Here is an 18,904-nt window from a genome sequence, read left to right as displayed (position 1 = left end):
TCTGACCTGATGGCTTCCAATGCAACCTTTGCTTTAAAATTCCCTGGATATTGCTTTCTCATTCTGTCTCCTTTATAATGGAGTCAATATCACAGAAAAAGCAGCTTAACCATCAGTTCAAATTTCGGGGTCCATTATAGAGAAAGGCTTTAAGTTTGAATAAAATGCGCAATCGAAATTAATCGATCGGCAAACAGCGGTAATGACTATATCCAAAATATATTCCGGAGATTCTTAAAATGGATTTTATGGATAATATAAAACCGGGCACAAAAAACATTAACCGTTATTTTATAATTCTTATTGTGATCTGGACATCAGGGGTCTTTGCAACTCTTGGATGGGATATATACCAGCTTAAACATTCAACTACGAGGCTTGCCAATATAAGCGCTGAAATATCCTATAATAAGGATGTTCTTTACCGTGCCAAACAGGGCTATAAAGAAGGTGATATTCGCGGAGGAATCAACATATCAATACCCATGGAACCCTTAAGATCACTTGAGCGGTCACAAATTAATGATGCACTGATCGCTTACAGTTTTTTATGGTTACTTGGAATAGGTGGAATTGCAGTCAGCACCCGGCATTTATGGAAACAACTGGTTTATCGTGAAAAAATAGAAAAAGAGGTTATCACCCTTTCTATAACGGATCAGCTGACAGGCCTTTACAACAGAAGGGGGTTTATGACTTTTGCCGACAGGCAGCTTAAATTGGCAGGCAGAAACAAGAACGGAATGATGCTTTTTTTTGCAGATCTGGATGGTTTAAAGGATATTAACGACAGACTTGGCCATAAGGAAGGAGACAAGGCGCTGATTGAAGCAGCATCTGTTTTCAGGGAGACTTTCAGAACATCCGATATAATCGCCCGCCTGGGAGGGGATGAGTTTGCTGCGCTTGCAATAGATATGAAAGAGGAAAATCCCGAAATATTTACTTCCCGTCTTGACTACCTGATTGAAAAACAAAATGAACAGGAAAACCGGACATACAAGCTGTCAATCAGTATCGGCGGTTCTTTTCAGGACCCGGAAAATCCCCGTTCAATTGACGAACTCATATCACAGGCTGATAAATTAATGTATGAGCAGAAAAAACAAAAGAAAGCATCTTCATCCTGAATTGAATGTGTTTCTTAAATCCAAATTTTCTACAATCCGTATACTCACTCATACCCAAACGGAACAGATTTATAACAATTTCTATAGCCGCCTATAATTTATAATATTGGCTGGCTCCAAAACCACGTTCAGCACAAAAGAGCGTGATAATGAGTTGCTAAATTTAGTTGAAATAATAGGATGTTGGTTATTCAGAAAGAAGATACTATGTATCCAAAGTGCCTACAAGTTCAGTAACTCTTGGGATGTTTCTATCTGTCAGAAAATCCTCAATCCCCTTTATTACCTCAATGGTTGCTCTGGGATTGATAAAATTGGCTGTGCCGATCTGAACCGCTGTTGCGCCTGCTATTATAAATTCAATAGCATCATCGGCAGTAAATATCCCTCCTACACCTACTACAGGAATATCCACTTTTTTGGCTACCTGCCATACCATTCTGAGAGCTATCGGCTTTATTGCAGGGCCGGAAAGTCCTCCGGTTATATTTGCAAGCCTTGAGCGTCTTGTTTTGATGTCTATCGACATGCCTGTAATCGTGTTAATTAAAGACAAGGAATCTGCTCCTGCATCGGCTGCGCTTAAAGCTATTTCCGTAATGTCGGTAACATTTGGGGAAAGTTTTACCATAAGAGGTTTGGATGTTTTCTTGCGTACCGCTTTAGTAACTTTATAAGCTGCCTTTGGATTAACTCCAAAAGCTACCCCTCCTTTTTCAACATTGGGACAGGATATGTTTACTTCTATTCCGGATATTTCTTCGATATCATCTATCATTTCAGCAAGCAGAGAGTATTCATCGATGCTTGTGCCGTAGATATTGACAATAGTTGGCGTTGATATGGTTTTCAGAAAAGGCAGTACTTTATTGATAAAATTGTTAATCCCTATATTTTCCAGACCTATGGCATTTAACATACCGCATGGCGTTTCAACAATACGTGGGGGTTTATTTCCTCTTGAAGGCTCAAGAGACAGACCTTTTACTATTATAGCTCCTATTCTGTTTAAATCTATATATGGCTCAAACTCCTGTGCATATCCGAAAGTGCCTGAAGCCGTCATAACCGGATTTTTTAGTTTGATTCCTCCAATATCGACTCTTAAATCGGTCTTGCTCATAAATAATCGTTAACCTCCAATTGCACCGGCCATTTTAAATATCGGAAGATACATTGCTATAACCAGGCCTCCGAGAGTAACCCCTAAGAACACCAGCATAAATGGTTCAATAAGAGACATGAGATTTGAAACTGCCTGATCAACTTCTTCATCATAGAAATCGGCGATCTTGCTGAGCATAACATCAAGGGCGCCGGTAGATTCACCCACGGAAATCATCTGGCATACCATAGAAGGAAAAATGCCGCTTTCCCAAAGAGGTTCGGACATGGTGCGACCTTCCGAAATTCCGGAACGAACATCGTATATGGCTTTTTCAATGATCTTGTTTCCGGAAGTCTTGGCTACTATATCAAGCGCTTCCAATATTGAAACGCCGCTTGAAAGCATGGTTGACATTGTTCGCGTAAATTTGGCTACCGCGACTTTACGCAACAAAGTACCAAAAGCAGGAATTTTGAGAATAAAATCATCAATGACTATCCGTCCTTTTTCAGTCTTGGAGAATTTCTTAAATGCTATTACAAAAAGAATAATTGCAACTATAAGATAAATTATTTTCGTTTTGACAAATTCGCTCATAGCCACAACAACCTGGGTTGGTACGGGAAGTTCGCCTCCAAAATCCTTAAACATCTGCTGGAAAACCGGAATAACAAAAACAAGAATTACTACAAGTACTATAAAAGCGATAATAAGAGTGACCGCAGGATATACCATGGCGCCTTTTACCTGCGATTTAAGTTTTGATGCTTTTTCTATATATGCGGCAAGCCGCTGTAAAATTACATCGAGAACACCGCCCGTTTCACCTGCTGCAATCATATTCGTAAAAAGATCATCAAATTGTTCAGGATATTTTTTTAAAGCGTCTGCTAAAGTTGAACCGCTTTCTACCGATTCTTTGATCTTCTTAAGCATAATTTTAAAAGTCTTATTCTCCTGCTGGGAGTAAAGTATATCCAGACATTGGAGAATGGGAAGACCTGCATCAATCATTGTGGAAAATTGCCGGGCAAATATAATTATATCCGACTCTGCAACCTTAGGTTGCAGAAAAGAAATATTTTCAAATAGATCCTTCGGTTTTTCCTTTATTTTGACAGGTGTGATTTTTTGGATGCTGAGTTTGTTTTTTACTACTTCTTCACTGGAAGCTTCTATCTCTCCTTTTTGGATCTGCCCTTTTTTGTTGCGTCCTTTCCATTGATAAACAGGCATGCTCGACCCTCCCATTGCTATAATAGACATATTGTCAAAAGCTAACTATAAAGAGAACTATATAAAATTTTTCGTAGAAAAAAAATTACAAAATGTTAATCATCAGTTTCTTTTAAAATAAAATACTCCCCGCGGCATTTTTTTTTTATCAACCAGACCGCTTTCAAATAGAGCATTAAGGCTCTTTTCGGCATCAATCTCATTAATCTTTAATATGCCGGAAACATCTTTTGCTGTAATAGGCCGCCTTTTGACTGTAGCTATTATAAATTCCTCTGTTTTATTACCTGAAATTTTACCGGATATTTTGTCGTTATCAATTAGTTTTGCATCATTTAAATATTTTGCAACATCCGTTAAAACTGCTTGTTGTGCTGCTTCAACCCAGCTTTCCGTTCCCGGTCTGTCAAGGGTATTTAAATGAACCCGGGCAGGCTTTATCAGGTTAATAAGATCTTTAATTTTTTTCAGCTCTTCAGGGTTATTATTTAAATTATTAACAAGAAATACTTCAATCCACAATTCTTTATTATATTTTTTTCTTAATTCTATCAGGCCGTCTGTAATTTTTGATAGTCTAAGCGCATGATGAGGTCTGTTTATGCGGACAAAAGTATCGTCAGATCCGGCATCTATCGATACTTTGACAATATCAGCATCAAGAACCTGCTTTATGACTGCCGGTTCATAAAAAAGTGTTCCGTTAGTCAATACCGCCACCCGGTAATGTGAATAATCACATTTTAAAAACCGTATTAAATCTCCAAGACAACTGTGTAAAGTCGGCTCACCCGAACCGGCAAAGGTAATATAATCTATGTCGGGAGCATTTGATAATAAACTCTTTAGCTCATATTTAACATTATCAACCGGCACATACTCTTTTTGTGTGATAGTAAGATTTTTCGTTTTGCCGCATTCGCAATATACGCAATCAAGAGTGCAGGTCTTTGAAGGCAAAAGATCAACTCCCAGAGAAACACCCAGGCGTCTTGACGGTATTGGTCCAAATATATACTGATACTCTGAATTTAATTTATTTTTCATATATACACTAATCAGCTGAAAACTTTGATGTTATAACATAATCCAAATCAAACAACAATAGGTTTAAATTACACTTTAACACAAGATTTTGATATTTATCTGAAATCAAACATGCCGCAACTTCTGTACAAATGCACATTTTTTGTTAACAGGTGGTTATTATGAAAAAATATTAGCAGCATACGATTAAGCATTTTGCATCCTTTGATTTATCTGCCGGAACAAAAAATAACGTACTGTATGATTTCAAAATAACTGCTTGCCCGTGTCTTTTTATAATGATAAAAGAAAACAAATTAAATATAAATTCAAGCTGCAACATGGGAAATCTGTTGTAGGTTGCCTGAAATAATATTAAGGAGCTTAAATATGCCAATATACGAATATCACTGTGATAAATGCGATCTTGATTTTGAATTCATAGTTTTTGGAAAAGAAAAACCATTTTGTCCTACCTGCGATAGCAAAAAAGTGAAAAAACTTATTTCAGCATGTGGTTTTATCAGCAAGGGAGCAGGCGGAGAAACAACGGGGCATTCGGCATCAGCATCTTCTTGCGGGTCCTGTTCATCTTCAAGCTGTTCGAGTTGCGGACATTGATAAAAAGAAAAATAATCATAGGCACAAGAGGAAGCAAGCTGGCGCTATGGCAGGCTGAGTGGGTAAAATCTTATCTTGTGCAAAAATTCACCGATCTTAGCGTTGAGCTTAAAATTATTAAGACAAAAGGTGATCGGATACTTGATGTAGCACTCGCAAAAGTCGGAGGAAAAGGACTTTTTGTTAAAGAGATTGAGCAGTCTCTTGCAGATAGCAGCATTGATATTGCTGTCCATAGCATGAAAGATATGCCTGCCGATTTGCATGACGGCCTTTGCATCGGAGCAATACCGGAACGTGAGAATCCCCGCGATGTTCTGATTTCAGGAAAAGGGCTTTTGTTGTCGCAGCTGCCTGAAGGAGCGCTGGTAGGCACAAGCAGCCTGCGCCGTATTGCCCAGATAAAGCGTATAAGACCGGATCTTGTGATAGCGCCTTTAAGAGGAAATCTTGACACAAGAATAAACAAACTTGAGATGGGTGAAATTGATGCCATAATACTTGCAGCAGCCGGGGTAAAACGGCTTGGGCTCGAAAAGATAATTACTGAGTATTTAAATGAAGATACTATGCTTCCTGCAGTTGGACAGGGGGCTTTATGCATAGAAATAAGAAAAGATGATCATGATATTTCCGGCTTTATAAATGAGATGAATCACTTTGTAACCCGTGCTGTTGTTTTGGGTGAGCGGGCTTTTTTAAAAAGGATTGAAGGCGGTTGCCAGGTTCCTATTGCCGGTTATGGAAAAGTTGAAAATGACATCTTTATCATAAGAGGTCTTGTTGCCGATCCCGATGGTAAAACAATTATCACAGACACTCAAAGAGGTTCTCTTGAATCATCTGAAAGCATAGGAGCCGCACTTGCCGACAGACTTATTTCTATGGGAGCCAAAAGATTGCTTGATAATTTAAATGTGTTATAAGCAGAAATAATGGAAAATAAAAAAGGTAAAGTATATTTGGTAGGGGCAGGACCGGGAGATCCGGGTCTGATTACTTTAAAAGGCAGGCAGTGTATTGAGCGCGCCGATGTTATAGTCTATGATTATCTTGCATCATCTTTTCTATTAAAATACGCCCGAAAGGATGCTGAAATCATTTACGCAGGCAAACAGGGCGGCAATCATTCAATGTCTCAGGACAATATCAATGATCTCATTGCTAAAAAAGCGGGGGAAGGACATGTAGTTACAAGGCTTAAAGGCGGAGATCCGTTTATATTCGGACGTGGCGCAGAAGAAGCCGAAGTGCTTGCCGAAAAGAATATCTCATTTGAGATTGTTCCGGGAGTTACTTCAGCTATTGCAGCTCCTGCATATGCCGGGATACCATTAACTCACAGGTCATTTACTTCAACGGTTGCTTTTGTCACAGGACATGAAAATCCTGAAAAAGAAAAATCCGGGATCAACTGGGAAGCTCTTGTAAAAGGAATCGGTACCATTGTTTTTTTTATGGGTGTAAAAAATCTGCCAAATATCGTGGGTTGTCTGATAGATAATGGTATGTCTCCGGATACCTCGATAGCTCTTATTCAATGGGGAACAACCCCAAAACAGGCCAGTGTTTCAGGCAAATTATCCAATATTGTTGAGCGTGTTAAAGCCGCCGGGTTAAAGCCGCCTTCTATAATAGTGGTCGGCGATGTGGTAAAATTAAAGGATACTCTTTGCTGGTATGAGAAAAAACCGCTTCTTGGCAAACGAATTGTTGTCACAAGAGCAAGAGAACAGGCAAGTGATCTGGTAAATCTGTTATCTGAAAACGGAGCTGACTGTATTGAGCTTCCTGCAATAAAAGTTGAACCGCCTGATGATTGGGCTCCTCTTGATAAAGCTATCGGGAATCTTTCAACCTATGACTGGCTCGTATTTACAAGTGTAAATGGAGTAAGTTTCTTTTTTGATCGTCTTTTTTCAAAAGGACTTGATATGCGATCTGTCGGCAATCTTAAAACAGCCGTTATAGGTCCGGCCACTGAAAAAAGACTTTTTGAATACGGGATCAAAAGTGATATTGTTCCTAAAACATATATTGCTGAATCAATTATAGATTCTTTTAAGAACGAGGAATTGAGAGGGCAAAAAGTTTTGCTGCCGAGGGCAAGTGAGGCAAGGGCGATACTTCCTGAAGAGCTTTTTAAAATGGGAGCTATTGTAGATGAAGTTACGGCATACAAAACAAGTTCTGTATGCGATGAGTCCATAAACCTTATCGAAGAGTTAACAAACAAAACAATTGATATGGTAACCTTTACGAGTTCATCAACTGTAAAAAATTTTGCAGCCCTTCTACCTGCCGGTAACATTGGGGAACTGACGAAAGATGTTGTTGTTGCTGCAATTGGTCCGATTACCGCCGATACTGCAAAAAATATGGGCATAAAGGTTGGGATTATCGCAAATTCCTTTACAATACCCGGACTGTACGAAGCAATTCTTCAATATTATACAAAAATCGTGTAAAACGAATTCATTGAATCGTAAAAAGTACCCAAATCGTTATATCTACGAAAGCCGATATCCGGAATATATTGAATTTGCTGCTTTCAGGCCTTAGCCGGAATGACAAAATATTAAGTTTTCCGGCTTTTTTCGAAGCTATCATGCTTGACAATACTGCACTTGCTATATATCTTCGATTCGATAACAAAATTGAATAATATATTATAATAACGATGTTTTTTGGCTAATATGCAATGGAAACAATTAGATGACCGCAAGCGGCGCTGATACAATAAAACTGCCTGAGATAAAACTGGTTGATAAATATAACCGGCGGCTTGACTACCTTCGCATATCAGTTACAGATCGCTGTAACATGCAGTGTATATATTGTATGACCCATGGTAAAATTCAAAAGCTTCCCGGCAGAGAAATTTTAAGTTATGAGGAAATATTCCGCTTAGCCTTAATATTTATTAAACTTGGTATTTCAAAGATCAGGGTAACAGGCGGCGAACCGCTCGTAAGAAAAGGAGTTTGTGATTTTTTAATCAAATTAGGCCGGTTGGAAGAACTTTCAGATCTCTCAATTACGACAAATGGTATATTGTTGAAAGAAAAAATAGGAAAAATTAAATCTGCCGGCATTAAGCGCTTAAATATCAGCCTGGATACCCTGAAAAAAGATAAATTCAAAAAAATCACAGGCTCTGATGCTTTTAATGAGGTATGGTCAAGCATAATGGCAGCCCATGATTCGGGTTTTTATCCAATAAAACTTAATGTGGTTGTTTTACGCGGAATTAATGACGATGAACTGCTTGATTTCGCGGGATTGACTTTTTCTTATCCCTTTCACATCAGATTTATAGAATATATGCCTATAGGCACATCACATCTGACGTCAAGGCAGCTTTTTGCTCCTGAAATAAAAAACATTATAAGTTCCATTGGCCACCTGAACCCTGTTCAAAGAAACAGGTTTGACGGCCCTGCCCAACGTTTTAAATTTGAAAATGCCAAAGGCGAAATAGGTTTCATAAGACCTATAAGTGAGCATTTTTGCAGCAGTTGCAACAGGCTTAGACTCACGGCAAGCGGCAACCTTAAAACCTGTCTGTTATCAGATACCGAAACAGATCTTAAAACTCCGCTTAGAAACGGGTGTTCAGACGATAAGCTGGCTGAAATTATTCTTAGGACGGTTTATGATAAACCTTTCGAGCACCCTCTTTCCTCAAACTGTGCCGGCATTATTCCAGGTCATATGTCTAAAATCGGTGGCTGACAAATTCTATATTATTTTCTTTTTATGACAGACTTCTTAATATCTATCCGTTAAGATAAATATGCTATTGGGTTTTTATTATTTGTCATATAACCGAAATAATAATAATATAAGAGAAAAAGATCAATGAAGAGAGGCTTTATGCAAAAAAAAATAGTTATAGCGGTTGATGACTCTGTTTATTCCAGGCATTCAGTAAAATATGCGGTAAATGTTTCCAAAGTGATACCGGATATTTCATATATCCTTTTTAATGTTCAAGGTTCCATATCGCAATATATCATTGATGAAGCTAAAAAAAATATGCAAATACAAAATGAGCTGAATAAAATTATAAAAAGAAATGAAGCGGCTTCGCATCGTATCCTTGTCAAATACAAGGATTTTATAATTAATTCAGGGATAGATGCAAACAGAATAGAAATTGCCTCGCAGCCCAAATTACAGTGTGTGGCAAAAGATATCCTCGATTTTGGGCAAAAACATCCTTATGACGCTATCGTGGTTGGACGAAGGGGTTTTTCACGTATACAAAAAACCTTTATGGGCAGCGTTACCAGTAATATTCTGGAACATTGCACTGCTGTACCGGTTTGGTTAACAGACGGAACAATAACGTCTTCAAAAATCATGGTTGCTATGGATGGGTCTATAAGCTCAATGAGAGCAATTGATCATCTTGCTTTTATAGTAAGCAATAGTGATACTGCTGATATCACACTGTATTATGTTATTCCAAAAATTAAAATGATTGGAGCGAAAAACACCGGCAAAAACAGGAATGATATTGATAAAATAATTGAAACATCAAGCAGGCATAATATTGAACATGTTTTTTTAAAAGCAAAAACTCTGCTGGAAAAAGCCGGATTGAGAGAAAACCAGATCCATTTCAAATTTTCTTCAAGATTTTTAAATCCCGGAAAAGCCATAATCAGTGAATCAGAGAAAGGAAATTATGGAACCATAGTTGTGGGAAGAAGCGGTATCAGTAAATCTATTTTCATGGGAAGTGTGTCAAGATATGTAATAAATCATATTTCAAATCGAGCTGTTTGGGTAGTTTCTTAAGTTAAAAGGACGAAAAAATGAATCAGGATATTACTAAATTCAGGAATATCGGAATAAGTGCACATATAGATTCCGGTAAAACAACGCTGACGGAAAGAATTCTTTTTTATACAAAACGTATTCATGCAATCCATGATGTAAAAGGGAAAGACGGCGTTGGTGCTACAATGGATTCCATGGAGCTTGAAAAGGAAAGGGGCATAACCATTGCTTCCGCCGCTACTTTCTGTGAATGGCTCGGACATGAAATCAATATAATTGATACCCCGGGACATGTTGACTTTACAATAGAAGTTGAGCGATCTTTAAGGGTGTTAGACGGAGCCGTTCTTGTTCTTTGTTCTGTGGGAGGCGTACAATCACAGTCAATTACAGTCGATCTTCAAATGAAGAGATATAAAGTGCCGTGCCTTGCTTTTATAAATAAATGTGATAGAAGCGGCGCAAATCCGGAAAAAGTAATCAAGCAGCTTAAAGAAAAACTGGGGCATAACGCCGTAGCTATTCAGATCCCGATAGGACTTGAGGCCGATTTTGAAGGTATTATCGATTTGCTGTCAATGAAGGCAATATATTTTGACGGAAAAAACGGAGAAATAATAAGAATAGAAGATATCCCCGGCAATCTTAAGGAACTGGCAGGCAATAAAAGAGAAGAACTTATCGATGCCGCTTCAATATTTTCAGATGAGCTGACCGAAGCAATTCTTGAAGAAAAAGAGATCCCCGAAGCTATGATAATTGCTGCTCTTCGAACAGGAACCCTGTCAAGAAAACTGACACCTGTTTTAATGGGCTCTGCCTATAAAAACAAAGGTGTTCAACCTCTTCTTGATGCTGTAATTAAATTTCTTCCATGCCCTTATGATACTGAGAACACAGCTCTGGATATGGATAATAATGAGGAGCCTGTCATTCTTGAAGCCGATATCAGTAAACCTCTTGTAGCACTTGCCTTCAAACTGGAAGAAGGCCAATATGGCCAGCTTACATATATTCGTGTATATCAGGGCCTGCTTGCAAAAGGAGACAATATTTACAATGTGCGAACCGGTAAAAAAGTAAAAGTCGGCAGAGTAGTACGGATGCATGCCAGTCAGATGGAGGAGATAGAATCAATCCCGGCAGGTTATATAGGTGCTTTATTCGGTATTGACTGCGCCTCGGGAGATACTTTCGTATCTTCAGGCTTAAGCTATACAATGACATCTATGTATGTGCCGAAACCGGTTATCTCTCTTGCGATTAAACCCAAGGACAATAAATCGGAAGTAAACATGTCCAAGGCGTTAAACAGGTTTACAAAAGAAGATCCTACTTTTAAAACCTATACAAGCGATGAAACAGGCGATACAATAATTTCAGGCATGGGTGAGCTTCATCTTGATGTTTACCTGGAAAGGATGCGGCGCGAATATAATGCACAAGTTGTATCGGGTGTGCCAAAAGTAGCATACAGAGAAACAATTACAAGAAAGGCTGAATTTAATTATACTCATAAAAAGCAGACCGGTGGTGCGGGACAATATGGCCGTGTGGCAGGTTATATGGAGCCGGTTGATGAAGAATTCGTATTTGATAATCAGGTTAAAGGCGGAGCTATCCCGACTCAGTATATCGATGCATGCGAAAAAGGATTCAGGAATTGCCTGGCAAAAGGTCCGAAGCTGGAATATCCTGTAACAGGAGTGAAAATTGTTATAAACGACGGTGCCTCACATGCTGTCGATTCTTCCGACATGGCTTTTCAGGCTGCGTCACGCGGCGCTTTTCTTGAAGCTTATTCCAAAGCAAAACCTGTTATTATTGAACCGATAATGAAAGTTGTTGTTGAAACTCCAACCGAGTTTCAGGGCGCTGTTTTAGGATCATTGAACCAGCGGCGCGGAATAATTTTCGGTACCCAGGATGAAGTAACTTCCTGTGTAGTTGAAGCTCAGGTTCCTCTTGCTGAAATGTTCGGATATTCAACTGTCTTAAGGTCCACTACTCAGGGCAAGGCACAGTTTACAATGGAGTTTGCGACCTACAAACAGGCCCCCCAATCAGTTGCGGAAGAATTGGTGAAAAAAGCTGCTGAAGAAAAAAAGAACTCACAGAAAACAGTATAAACTGTTGCGTTATGTTGATAACAACAAATAGATTGATATATATTTTTAAGGAGCATACAAAATGATTAAAGATAGTTTTAGTCTCCGCCATCCTCTGGAAAGGCTGGTAGGAAGTGAAACGGAAATAATTCAGGATGGTGGTTTCGGTGCCATACTGGCATATGCGGGTGTCGGTAAAACGGCTCTTCTTATTCAACTGGCGATTTACAATCTGCTCAGCAATAATAATGTTCTTCATATTAGCCTGAATGATCCGGTTAAAAAAGTCGGTCTATGGTACAAAGAAGTATACCGTAACATCGCATCTCAACACAGCATTGAAGATCAGGAACAATTATTTGAAACATTGCTCCCGCACAGGTTTATAATGACATTTGAAGTCGAGGGCTTCAGTGTTCCAAAACTGGAAGAAAGGTTGACAGAACTTATGGAGCAGAATATTTTCCGCCCCCATATTATTCTGATCGATGGTCTCCCATTTGATGTGTCGCAAAAAGAATCGCTTTTAGAGCTTAAAACCTTTGCCCAAAACCATTCTCTTAAACTCTGGTTTACGGTTCGCATTCAAAAAGATGAAACACCTCTGGGGATACCTGCTCACTTTAATGATATTGAATACCTTTTTGAAAAAACCATACTGATACAGCCTGATGGAAAAGATATTCAACTCAAGGCACTTAAGGGAGGAAAACCTGATTCAGGTGAAACCGAACTTTTTATTGATCCGACAACGATGCTTATTAAAGAAAATAAATGGATACAGCAAACAACATAGAAGTAAAGTATACTGCTTGGTAACAATCGGGAAATGTTTCATATGCGAAGGAAAAAAAAGGTTTCAAAAATATTAAAAGAGCGGTCAACCCGTAAAGAAAAGGGATTAACAGCAAAAATATTAAAATGGACACTATGGGCGGCGCTTATAGCAATATCTTTTGTCTTTCTCACAATATTAGGCTTTTATCTGCATATAACACAGGAGATTCCCAAAATATCCAACCTGGCCGATTACAACCCGCCGGTTGTTACAACAGTGTACTCGGATGATAATCAAAAAATAGCTGAATTTTATAAGGAATACAGAATATTAATTCCTTCGGGAAAAATCCCTTCCATGCTGAAGGCTGCCTTCATTTCAGCTGAAGATTCGAGATTTTATAAACACAAGGGAGTGGATATACAAAGTATACTCAGAGCCTTCATAAAAAACATAGAGGCCGGATCAATTGTTCAGGGAGGAAGCACTATAACCCAGCAGGTTACCAAATCATTTTTATTAACTCCCGAAAAAAGCTACAAAAGAAAAATAAACGAGGCTATCCTTGCCTACAAGATAGACAAAACTTTTTCAAAGGATGAAATTTTATATCTGTATTTGAATCAGATTTATTTTGGTAACGGGGCATACGGAGTTGAAGCCGCATCCGAGAAATATTTCGGCAAATCAGCAAGTGAACTGAATCTGGCTGAATGCGCTCTGCTTGCAGGTCTTCCCCAGGCTCCAACAAGATATTCTCCATACAGAAATATGGATAAATCAAAACAACGCCAGATATATGTTTTGGATCGTATGCTGGAGGAAGGATATATAACAAAAGATCAGCTCAAACAAGCCCTTGATACAAAGATAGAGATTCAGCAGAGACACAGCCTGTACATGGAAGTTGCGCCCTATTTTTCCGAATATATCAGGCAATATCTGGAACAAAAATACGGACAGGACGTATTGTATAAGAGAGGGTTTAATATTTACACCTCCTGTAATATTGGCATGCAGATAGCAGCCCGCGAAGCTTTAAGAAAGGGATTGCAGGACCTTGATAAAAGGCATAGCTACAGAGGCCCGGTGAAACATCTCTCTTCTTCTGAAATAAAGCCGGTTTTAGATGAAACAAATAAAATTATGAAAGAAACTCCTTTAAAAGAAGGAATTATTTTAAAAGCAGTTGTAACATCTTTAGATGGCAACAATGTTATTGTCCGTATCGGTGATGCATATGGAATAATACAACCTGAAGACATGAAATGGGCTATAACACAATCTGTTGATTCAGAAGGTAATTATTATGAGGCGGCTCTGAAAAAATATTTTAAGGCAGGTGATCTAATCCTTGTTAAGATTAAAAACCGGATTAATGATAATAGATATAAAGAATTATGGGCTGTGTCACTTGAGCAGGAACCCAATAAGGAATCGGCACTGCTTTGCATAGAAGCGAAAACCGGTTATGTTAAAGCTATGGTAGGTGGCTATGATTTTTCAAAAAACCAGTTCAACAGGGCCATTCAATCAAAACGGCAGCCGGGCTCCGCTTTCAAACCGATAATTTATGCCGCAGCTATTGACAACGGATTTACACCTGCAAGCGTATTAATCGATTCCCCGATTACTTTTGAAAACAGCGCGACCAGCCTTGTCTGGAAACCCAAAAACTATGATGATAAATTTAACGGGCGGACTCTTCTGCGTGACGCCCTTGCCCACTCACGCAACGTAGTCACAATCAAGATATTAAAAGCCATAGGTGTTGATTATGCTATAAAATACGCCGGAAATCTGGGAATCACTTCCGAGTTAAGCAATAATCTGTCGCTTGCTTTAGGCTCTTCTGGCGTTTCTTTATTTGAGCTTGTAAGGGCTTATTCGGTTTTTGCGAATCAGGGCCGTCTGATTCAGCCGCTGTTTATAGAAAAAGTGGTTAACCGGGATGGAAGAGTTCTTGAAGAAGCAAAACCTTCTTTTAATCAGGTAATTGGAAAAAATACCGCATATATAATGACAAGCCTTCTCAGAAGTGTTGTAACCTATGGAACCGGCAAAAAAATGCTTGGACTTAACAGACCGGTTGTCGGCAAAACCGGCACGACTAACGATTTGTATGATGCATGGTTTATAGGATATTCTCCTGAATATATTACAGGTGTTTGGGTCGGATCGGATGAATTGGCTTCTTTGGGAAGATCGGAAACAGGCGCTGTAGCAGCAGGCCCGATCTGGTTTGATTTTATGCAGCATGCTCTGGCGGATAAACCTGTAACAGATTTTCCCGAAACCGAAGAAGGAATTGAATTTGCACAAATCGATGCTGAAACCGGTCTTCTGGCCATACCTGAATCCAAAGAGACAATTCTTGAATGTTTTAAGGAAGGAACCGTCCCGACAGAATATACCCATAAGCCGGGCGCTATAACAGACACAGAAGACTTTTTTAAATCAGGCTTTTAATATTGTTATGAAAAGGATAATACCTCCACCTTAAAAGGCCTTTTTATCCGGCACATTATTAAGACTCAACCTTACCCGACAGATTATATTTTGTTAATATAATCTGTTTTTGTTTTCCATTTTAATACTGATAAAACCTTTTGAAAGAATGTTATTTAATACAGGAAATTTATATGACGGAATTTATTAAAAATGAAAAGATAAGAAATATTGCAATCATTGCCCATGTTGATCACGGTAAAACAACCCTTGTTGACGGAATGTTCAGACAAAGCGGTTTGTTCAGAACAGGGCAGCAGGTCGATGAAAGAATAATGGACTCGATGGATCTTGAACGTGAAAGAGGGATCACCATTGCAGCCAAAAACTGTTCCGTAGTCTGGAAAGACGTTAAAATAAACATAATCGACACTCCGGGACATGCCGACTTCGGCGGAGAAGTAGAAAGAGCCATTTCAATGTCGGACGGTGCGCTTTTGCTTGTTGACGCCTCCGAGGGACCGCTTCCTCAGACACGTTTCGTTCTTAAAAAAGCGCTCGCCGCCGGTTTGAAGATTATAGTCGTGATAAATAAAATCGATCGGAAAGATGCCCGCCCGGATGAGGTTTTAGATGAAATATATGACCTTCTCATAGATCTTGACGCAAATGAAGAACAGCTTGATTTCCCTCTTCTTTATGCAATTGGCCGTGATGGAATCTCACAAAAGAGCCTGGAAGAAAAAGGAGAAAATCTTCATCTGCTGCTTGATACCATTTTAAAAGAAATACCTCCTCCTTCCTATGATCCCGAAGAGCCCTTTCAGATGCTTGTTTCAGACGTTGGATATTCCGACTATCTCGGAAGACTTGCAATAGGAAGAGTTTCCAACGGTAAAATGGGACAGCATGATAATCTCATATGCATTAACAGCGAAAACGCTTGCATTCCGCTTAAGGTTTCCAAACTGCAAACTTATGCAGGCTTAACAATTATTGAAATCAAGAATGCCGAACCCGGAGACATAGTAGTACTTTCAGGAATTGAGGATGTTAAAATCGGAGATACTATCTGCACCAGTAATTTTCCTAAAGCCTTAAAAAGAATTACTGTTGATGAACCGACTGTTTCCATGAAATTTTCAATAAATAATTCTCCCTTTTCCGGAAAAGAGGGAAAATATGTTCAATCCAGCAAGATTCGCGAACGGCTGTTCAAAGAGACACTAAGAAATGTTGCAATTCAGGTAAGCGATGAACAGGAGATGGATTCTTTTATTGTAAAGGGAAGAGGAGAATTCCAATTGGCTATACTTATCGAAACCATGCGCAGGGAAGGTTTCGAGCTATGTGTGGGTAGGCCTGAAGTTATTATGAAATATAAGGACGGCGAAAAACTTGAACCCATAGAGCATCTTTTTATCGATTGCAATGAAAACTTTCTCGGAATTGTTTCCGAAAAGCTTTCTTCGAAAAAAGGAAGGATGTTAAATCTTGTAAACAATGAAAGAGGAAGAGTCAGGATCGAATTTTCTATTCCGTCAAGAGCGCTTATCGGCTACAGAGATGAGTTTCTTACGGATACAAAGGGAACCGGTATAATGAATTCATATTTTTCCGGTTATGAAAAATACAGAGGTGACTTTCCGGTACGATTTACCGGCTCTATAGTTTCAGACAGATCCGGCAATGCAGTCGCTTATGCCTTGTTTAACCTTGAACCGAGAGGCAGGCTTTTGATTGTTCCCGGTACTCCGGTATATGAAGGAATGGTTGTGGGAGAGCATAACAAGGAAGGCGATATCAACGTAAATGCATGCAAGGAGAAAAAATTAACAAACATGAGAGCTTCCGGCAAAGATGACCATATTCTTCTTGCTCCGGTTAAGCTTCAGACACTTGAAAGTGCAATAAATTTCATCCGCGATGATGAAATGGTTGAAGTAACCCCGCAATCGGTACGCATCAGAAAAGCAGTACTTTCCGCCCATAAAAGACATTCCATGAGATCGGCAAAGCTTAAGGCCACCGACCAATAATTAGCATTTAAAAAAACCCTGTTTCAATTGCTAATCATTGCAACAGGGTTTCTAAAAATGTTATGGGCAACGCAAGAGAGCTTCAAATACTTTGCCATCTTCGGGGGACGGGATAAGTGGCGGGTATTGATATATTAATATAAGCTATCCAATTATTTTGAGTCCCTTCTCCTTTACTATCTTTTCACCACGTTTTGCCGATTGACTGGCTGTGGGCTGAGAAATGCCAAGCTTTTTGGATAGCTCCAAAGTGCTGAGGCCAAGTTCCCTTGCCGCCCAGTAACATAGCACTCCGCGTGCTTCAACAGTGTTTGGATACCTTCCGACCAAATAAGGATAATATATATTATGTATTCTGCCAATTATTTTGGCACTTGCCCTATAGCGCGCAATGCCCGCTATAGGCATATTTCTTCAAGCTATTATAATTGTCCACTATCCCGGCTCGCAGCAAAAGATGAACGTGATTTGGTATAAGCGCCCAGGCAAAACAATCAGTGTGCGTTTCAGTTAATATCCGGCTTAGCCTGTTTGCAAATGCGTTTCGATCAAAATTGTCGTAAAAGATTTTACGACGTTCGATCCCGCGCACAATTATGTGGTGTAATGCACCTGTAGTATCAACTCTGGCTTTCCGTGGCATAATGAAGATATATGTCACATCTTGAATTGTGATTTACTGTCTTGTTACCAATTATAGATGTGCCACTAAATATCTTAACAGCTTTATATATTATCTTTCTCTATCGCCTTCCTACCATCTGTATTTCAGCCCCAGCGACCCGGCATGCTGTGTCCGGTCGTCGGATATCGTTGCATCATAGTCATACCCTGCCTCCGCATAGCCGCTGATGTTATGTCCGTCATAGTCGGCGTCGGCGGTACGGTTGATTCCGCCGAATACGATGTCCCGGCTGGTATCGTAGCGGTTATACCCATAGGCGACTGCGCTGTTGATGTGCCAGGAAGCGGTCTGATAAGACCCGTAAAGGGAGGCATGGTAAATGGATACCCTGGCGTAGTCGTCCAGGTGGTCCATATCGACTTTCGCTGCGGTATAGCCTGCGGAGACCCCCAGCAGAAAACTATTTTCCAACTTCCTGTCGTAACCCATGGCTACGCCTCCGGTTGTGTAATCGTACTTCGAGGAGATGTCATCATCTCTTCTGTCTCCCATACTCCCGTATCCTTTCATCCACATACCGCGGCGGTCTTCCTTCGGGGAGGTAACCCCTGCGTCGCTTGCGATATTGTCCAGGGACGCCCAGAGGGATTGTTCCGCAAATAAGGAGGGTGACGTTGCGCCAAAGCCTCTTATCCGGTCGGACAAAACGGTCAGATAGCGGTTAAAGGCAAAAGAGGCTGCTTCCGCCAGGGCCGTGTGGGTCAGACCGCCTGACTGATTGAGGGCGCTTCGCGCCCCTTCCGCTGAAAGACCAAGCAGACCGTTTATAACGGTTTCCATATCCCCGGCAGGTGATTCTGAGCATGTCCCATAACTTTTTTTCTGGACACAGTGATAGGGAGATGATAAAGTTACCGCATGAAAATTTGCGGAAAAGATTTTAGCATGGATATTGTTAACCGTATTCAAACGGTGGTAGAAACGACGCCGGACATTT

16 protein-coding genes are annotated in these 18,904 nt (G+C 39.7%); 10 read left to right on the top strand and 6 right to left on the bottom strand.

What is annotated here, in order from left to right:
* Positions 1-239 precede the first annotated feature (239 nt).
* Positions 240-1,130 (top strand): GGDEF domain-containing protein, encoded by an 891-nt coding sequence (locus VXK47_RS11010; protein WP_435548832.1) that lies wholly within the window; start codon positions 240-242, stop codon positions 1,128-1,130.
* Between the two features lie 205 nt (positions 1,131-1,335).
* Here VXK47_RS11010 and VXK47_RS11005 read toward each other — a convergent pair whose 3' ends face one another.
* From VXK47_RS11005 to VXK47_RS10995, 3 genes are all read right to left on the bottom strand, one after another.
* Positions 1,336-2,253: a dihydroorotate dehydrogenase gene (locus VXK47_RS11005; RefSeq protein WP_435548831.1), complete on the bottom strand. Its 918-nt coding sequence runs from the start codon at positions 2,251-2,253 to the stop codon at positions 1,336-1,338.
* Positions 2,254-2,262: 9 nt separating this feature from the next.
* Complete coding sequence (locus VXK47_RS11000) at positions 2,263-3,474, bottom strand: type II secretion system F family protein (protein ID WP_435548830.1); 1,212 nt, start codon at positions 3,472-3,474, stop codon at positions 2,263-2,265.
* Between the two features lie 102 nt (positions 3,475-3,576).
* The gene (locus VXK47_RS10995; protein WP_435548829.1) at positions 3,577-4,521 is read right to left on the bottom strand and encodes a radical SAM protein; all 945 of its coding nucleotides are present in this window, start codon (positions 4,519-4,521) and stop codon (positions 3,577-3,579) included.
* A gap of 369 nt (positions 4,522-4,890) precedes the next feature.
* Here VXK47_RS10995 and VXK47_RS10990 point away from each other — a divergent pair, with 369 nt between their 5' ends.
* The 9 genes from VXK47_RS10990 (at position 4,891) to typA (ending at position 17,282) form a co-directional block, all read left to right on the top strand.
* Positions 4,891-5,121, top strand: coding sequence for an FmdB family zinc ribbon protein (locus VXK47_RS10990; RefSeq protein WP_435548828.1), 231 nt, complete (start codon positions 4,891-4,893; stop codon positions 5,119-5,121).
* A complete protein-coding gene (gene hemC, locus VXK47_RS10985; RefSeq protein WP_435548827.1) occupies positions 5,118-6,047 on the top strand; it encodes a hydroxymethylbilane synthase in 930 nt (309 codons plus the stop codon). The genes VXK47_RS10990 and hemC overlap by 4 nt, the downstream gene beginning before the upstream one ends.
* Before the next feature lie 9 nt (positions 6,048-6,056).
* The gene (gene cobA, locus VXK47_RS10980; RefSeq protein ID WP_435548826.1) at positions 6,057-7,589 is read left to right on the top strand and encodes a uroporphyrinogen-III C-methyltransferase; all 1,533 of its coding nucleotides are present in this window, start codon (positions 6,057-6,059) and stop codon (positions 7,587-7,589) included.
* Positions 7,590-7,836: 247 nt separating this feature from the next.
* The gene (gene moaA, locus VXK47_RS10975; protein WP_435548825.1) at positions 7,837-8,856 is read left to right on the top strand and encodes a GTP 3',8-cyclase MoaA; all 1,020 of its coding nucleotides are present in this window, start codon (positions 7,837-7,839) and stop codon (positions 8,854-8,856) included.
* Between the two features lie 141 nt (positions 8,857-8,997).
* On the top strand, positions 8,998-9,927 hold the full coding sequence (locus tag VXK47_RS10970; RefSeq protein ID WP_435548824.1) for a universal stress protein: 930 nt from the start codon (positions 8,998-9,000) through the stop codon (positions 9,925-9,927).
* 17 nt (positions 9,928-9,944) lie between these two features.
* Positions 9,945-12,038 carry an elongation factor G gene (gene fusA, locus VXK47_RS10965; RefSeq protein ID WP_435548823.1) on the top strand — a complete coding sequence of 698 codons (2,094 nt, stop codon included), beginning with the start codon at positions 9,945-9,947 and terminating at the stop codon, positions 12,036-12,038.
* 61 nt (positions 12,039-12,099) lie between these two features.
* Complete coding sequence (locus VXK47_RS10960) at positions 12,100-12,813, top strand: cytoplasmic protein (protein WP_435548822.1); 714 nt, start codon at positions 12,100-12,102, stop codon at positions 12,811-12,813.
* Positions 12,814-12,855: 42 nt separating this feature from the next.
* On the top strand, positions 12,856-15,264 hold the full coding sequence (locus tag VXK47_RS10955; protein ID WP_435548821.1) for a penicillin-binding protein 1A: 2,409 nt from the start codon (positions 12,856-12,858) through the stop codon (positions 15,262-15,264).
* Positions 15,265-15,437: 173 nt separating this feature from the next.
* Positions 15,438-17,282 carry a translational GTPase TypA gene (typA, locus tag VXK47_RS10950; protein WP_435548820.1) on the top strand — a complete coding sequence of 615 codons (1,845 nt, stop codon included), beginning with the start codon at positions 15,438-15,440 and terminating at the stop codon, positions 17,280-17,282.
* 144 nt (positions 17,283-17,426) lie between these two features.
* Here the strand turns inward: typA and VXK47_RS10945 are convergent, their stop codons facing one another.
* The 3 genes from VXK47_RS10945 to VXK47_RS10935 all read right to left on the bottom strand — a co-directional run.
* Positions 17,427-17,690, bottom strand: a complete 264-nt coding sequence (locus tag VXK47_RS10945; RefSeq protein WP_435548819.1) for a hypothetical protein — start codon at positions 17,688-17,690, stop codon at positions 17,427-17,429.
* Positions 17,662-17,925 carry a transposase gene (locus VXK47_RS10940; protein ID WP_435548818.1) on the bottom strand — a complete coding sequence of 88 codons (264 nt, stop codon included), beginning with the start codon at positions 17,923-17,925 and terminating at the stop codon, positions 17,662-17,664. Before VXK47_RS10940 ends, VXK47_RS10945 begins: the two co-directional genes overlap by 29 nt.
* A gap of 111 nt (positions 17,926-18,036) precedes the next feature.
* Positions 18,037-18,904 (bottom strand): autotransporter outer membrane beta-barrel domain-containing protein (locus VXK47_RS10935; protein ID WP_435548817.1); only part of this gene is annotated, 868 nt, incomplete at its 5' end.

This window comes from Desulfobacterium sp. N47 (assembly GCF_051233685.1).
Lineage (GTDB): Bacteria > Desulfobacterota > Desulfobacteria > Desulfobacterales > RPRI01 > RPRI01.
The sequence above is the reverse complement of the archived record's forward strand: the minus strand, read 5'-3'. Positions and strand labels throughout refer to the sequence as shown.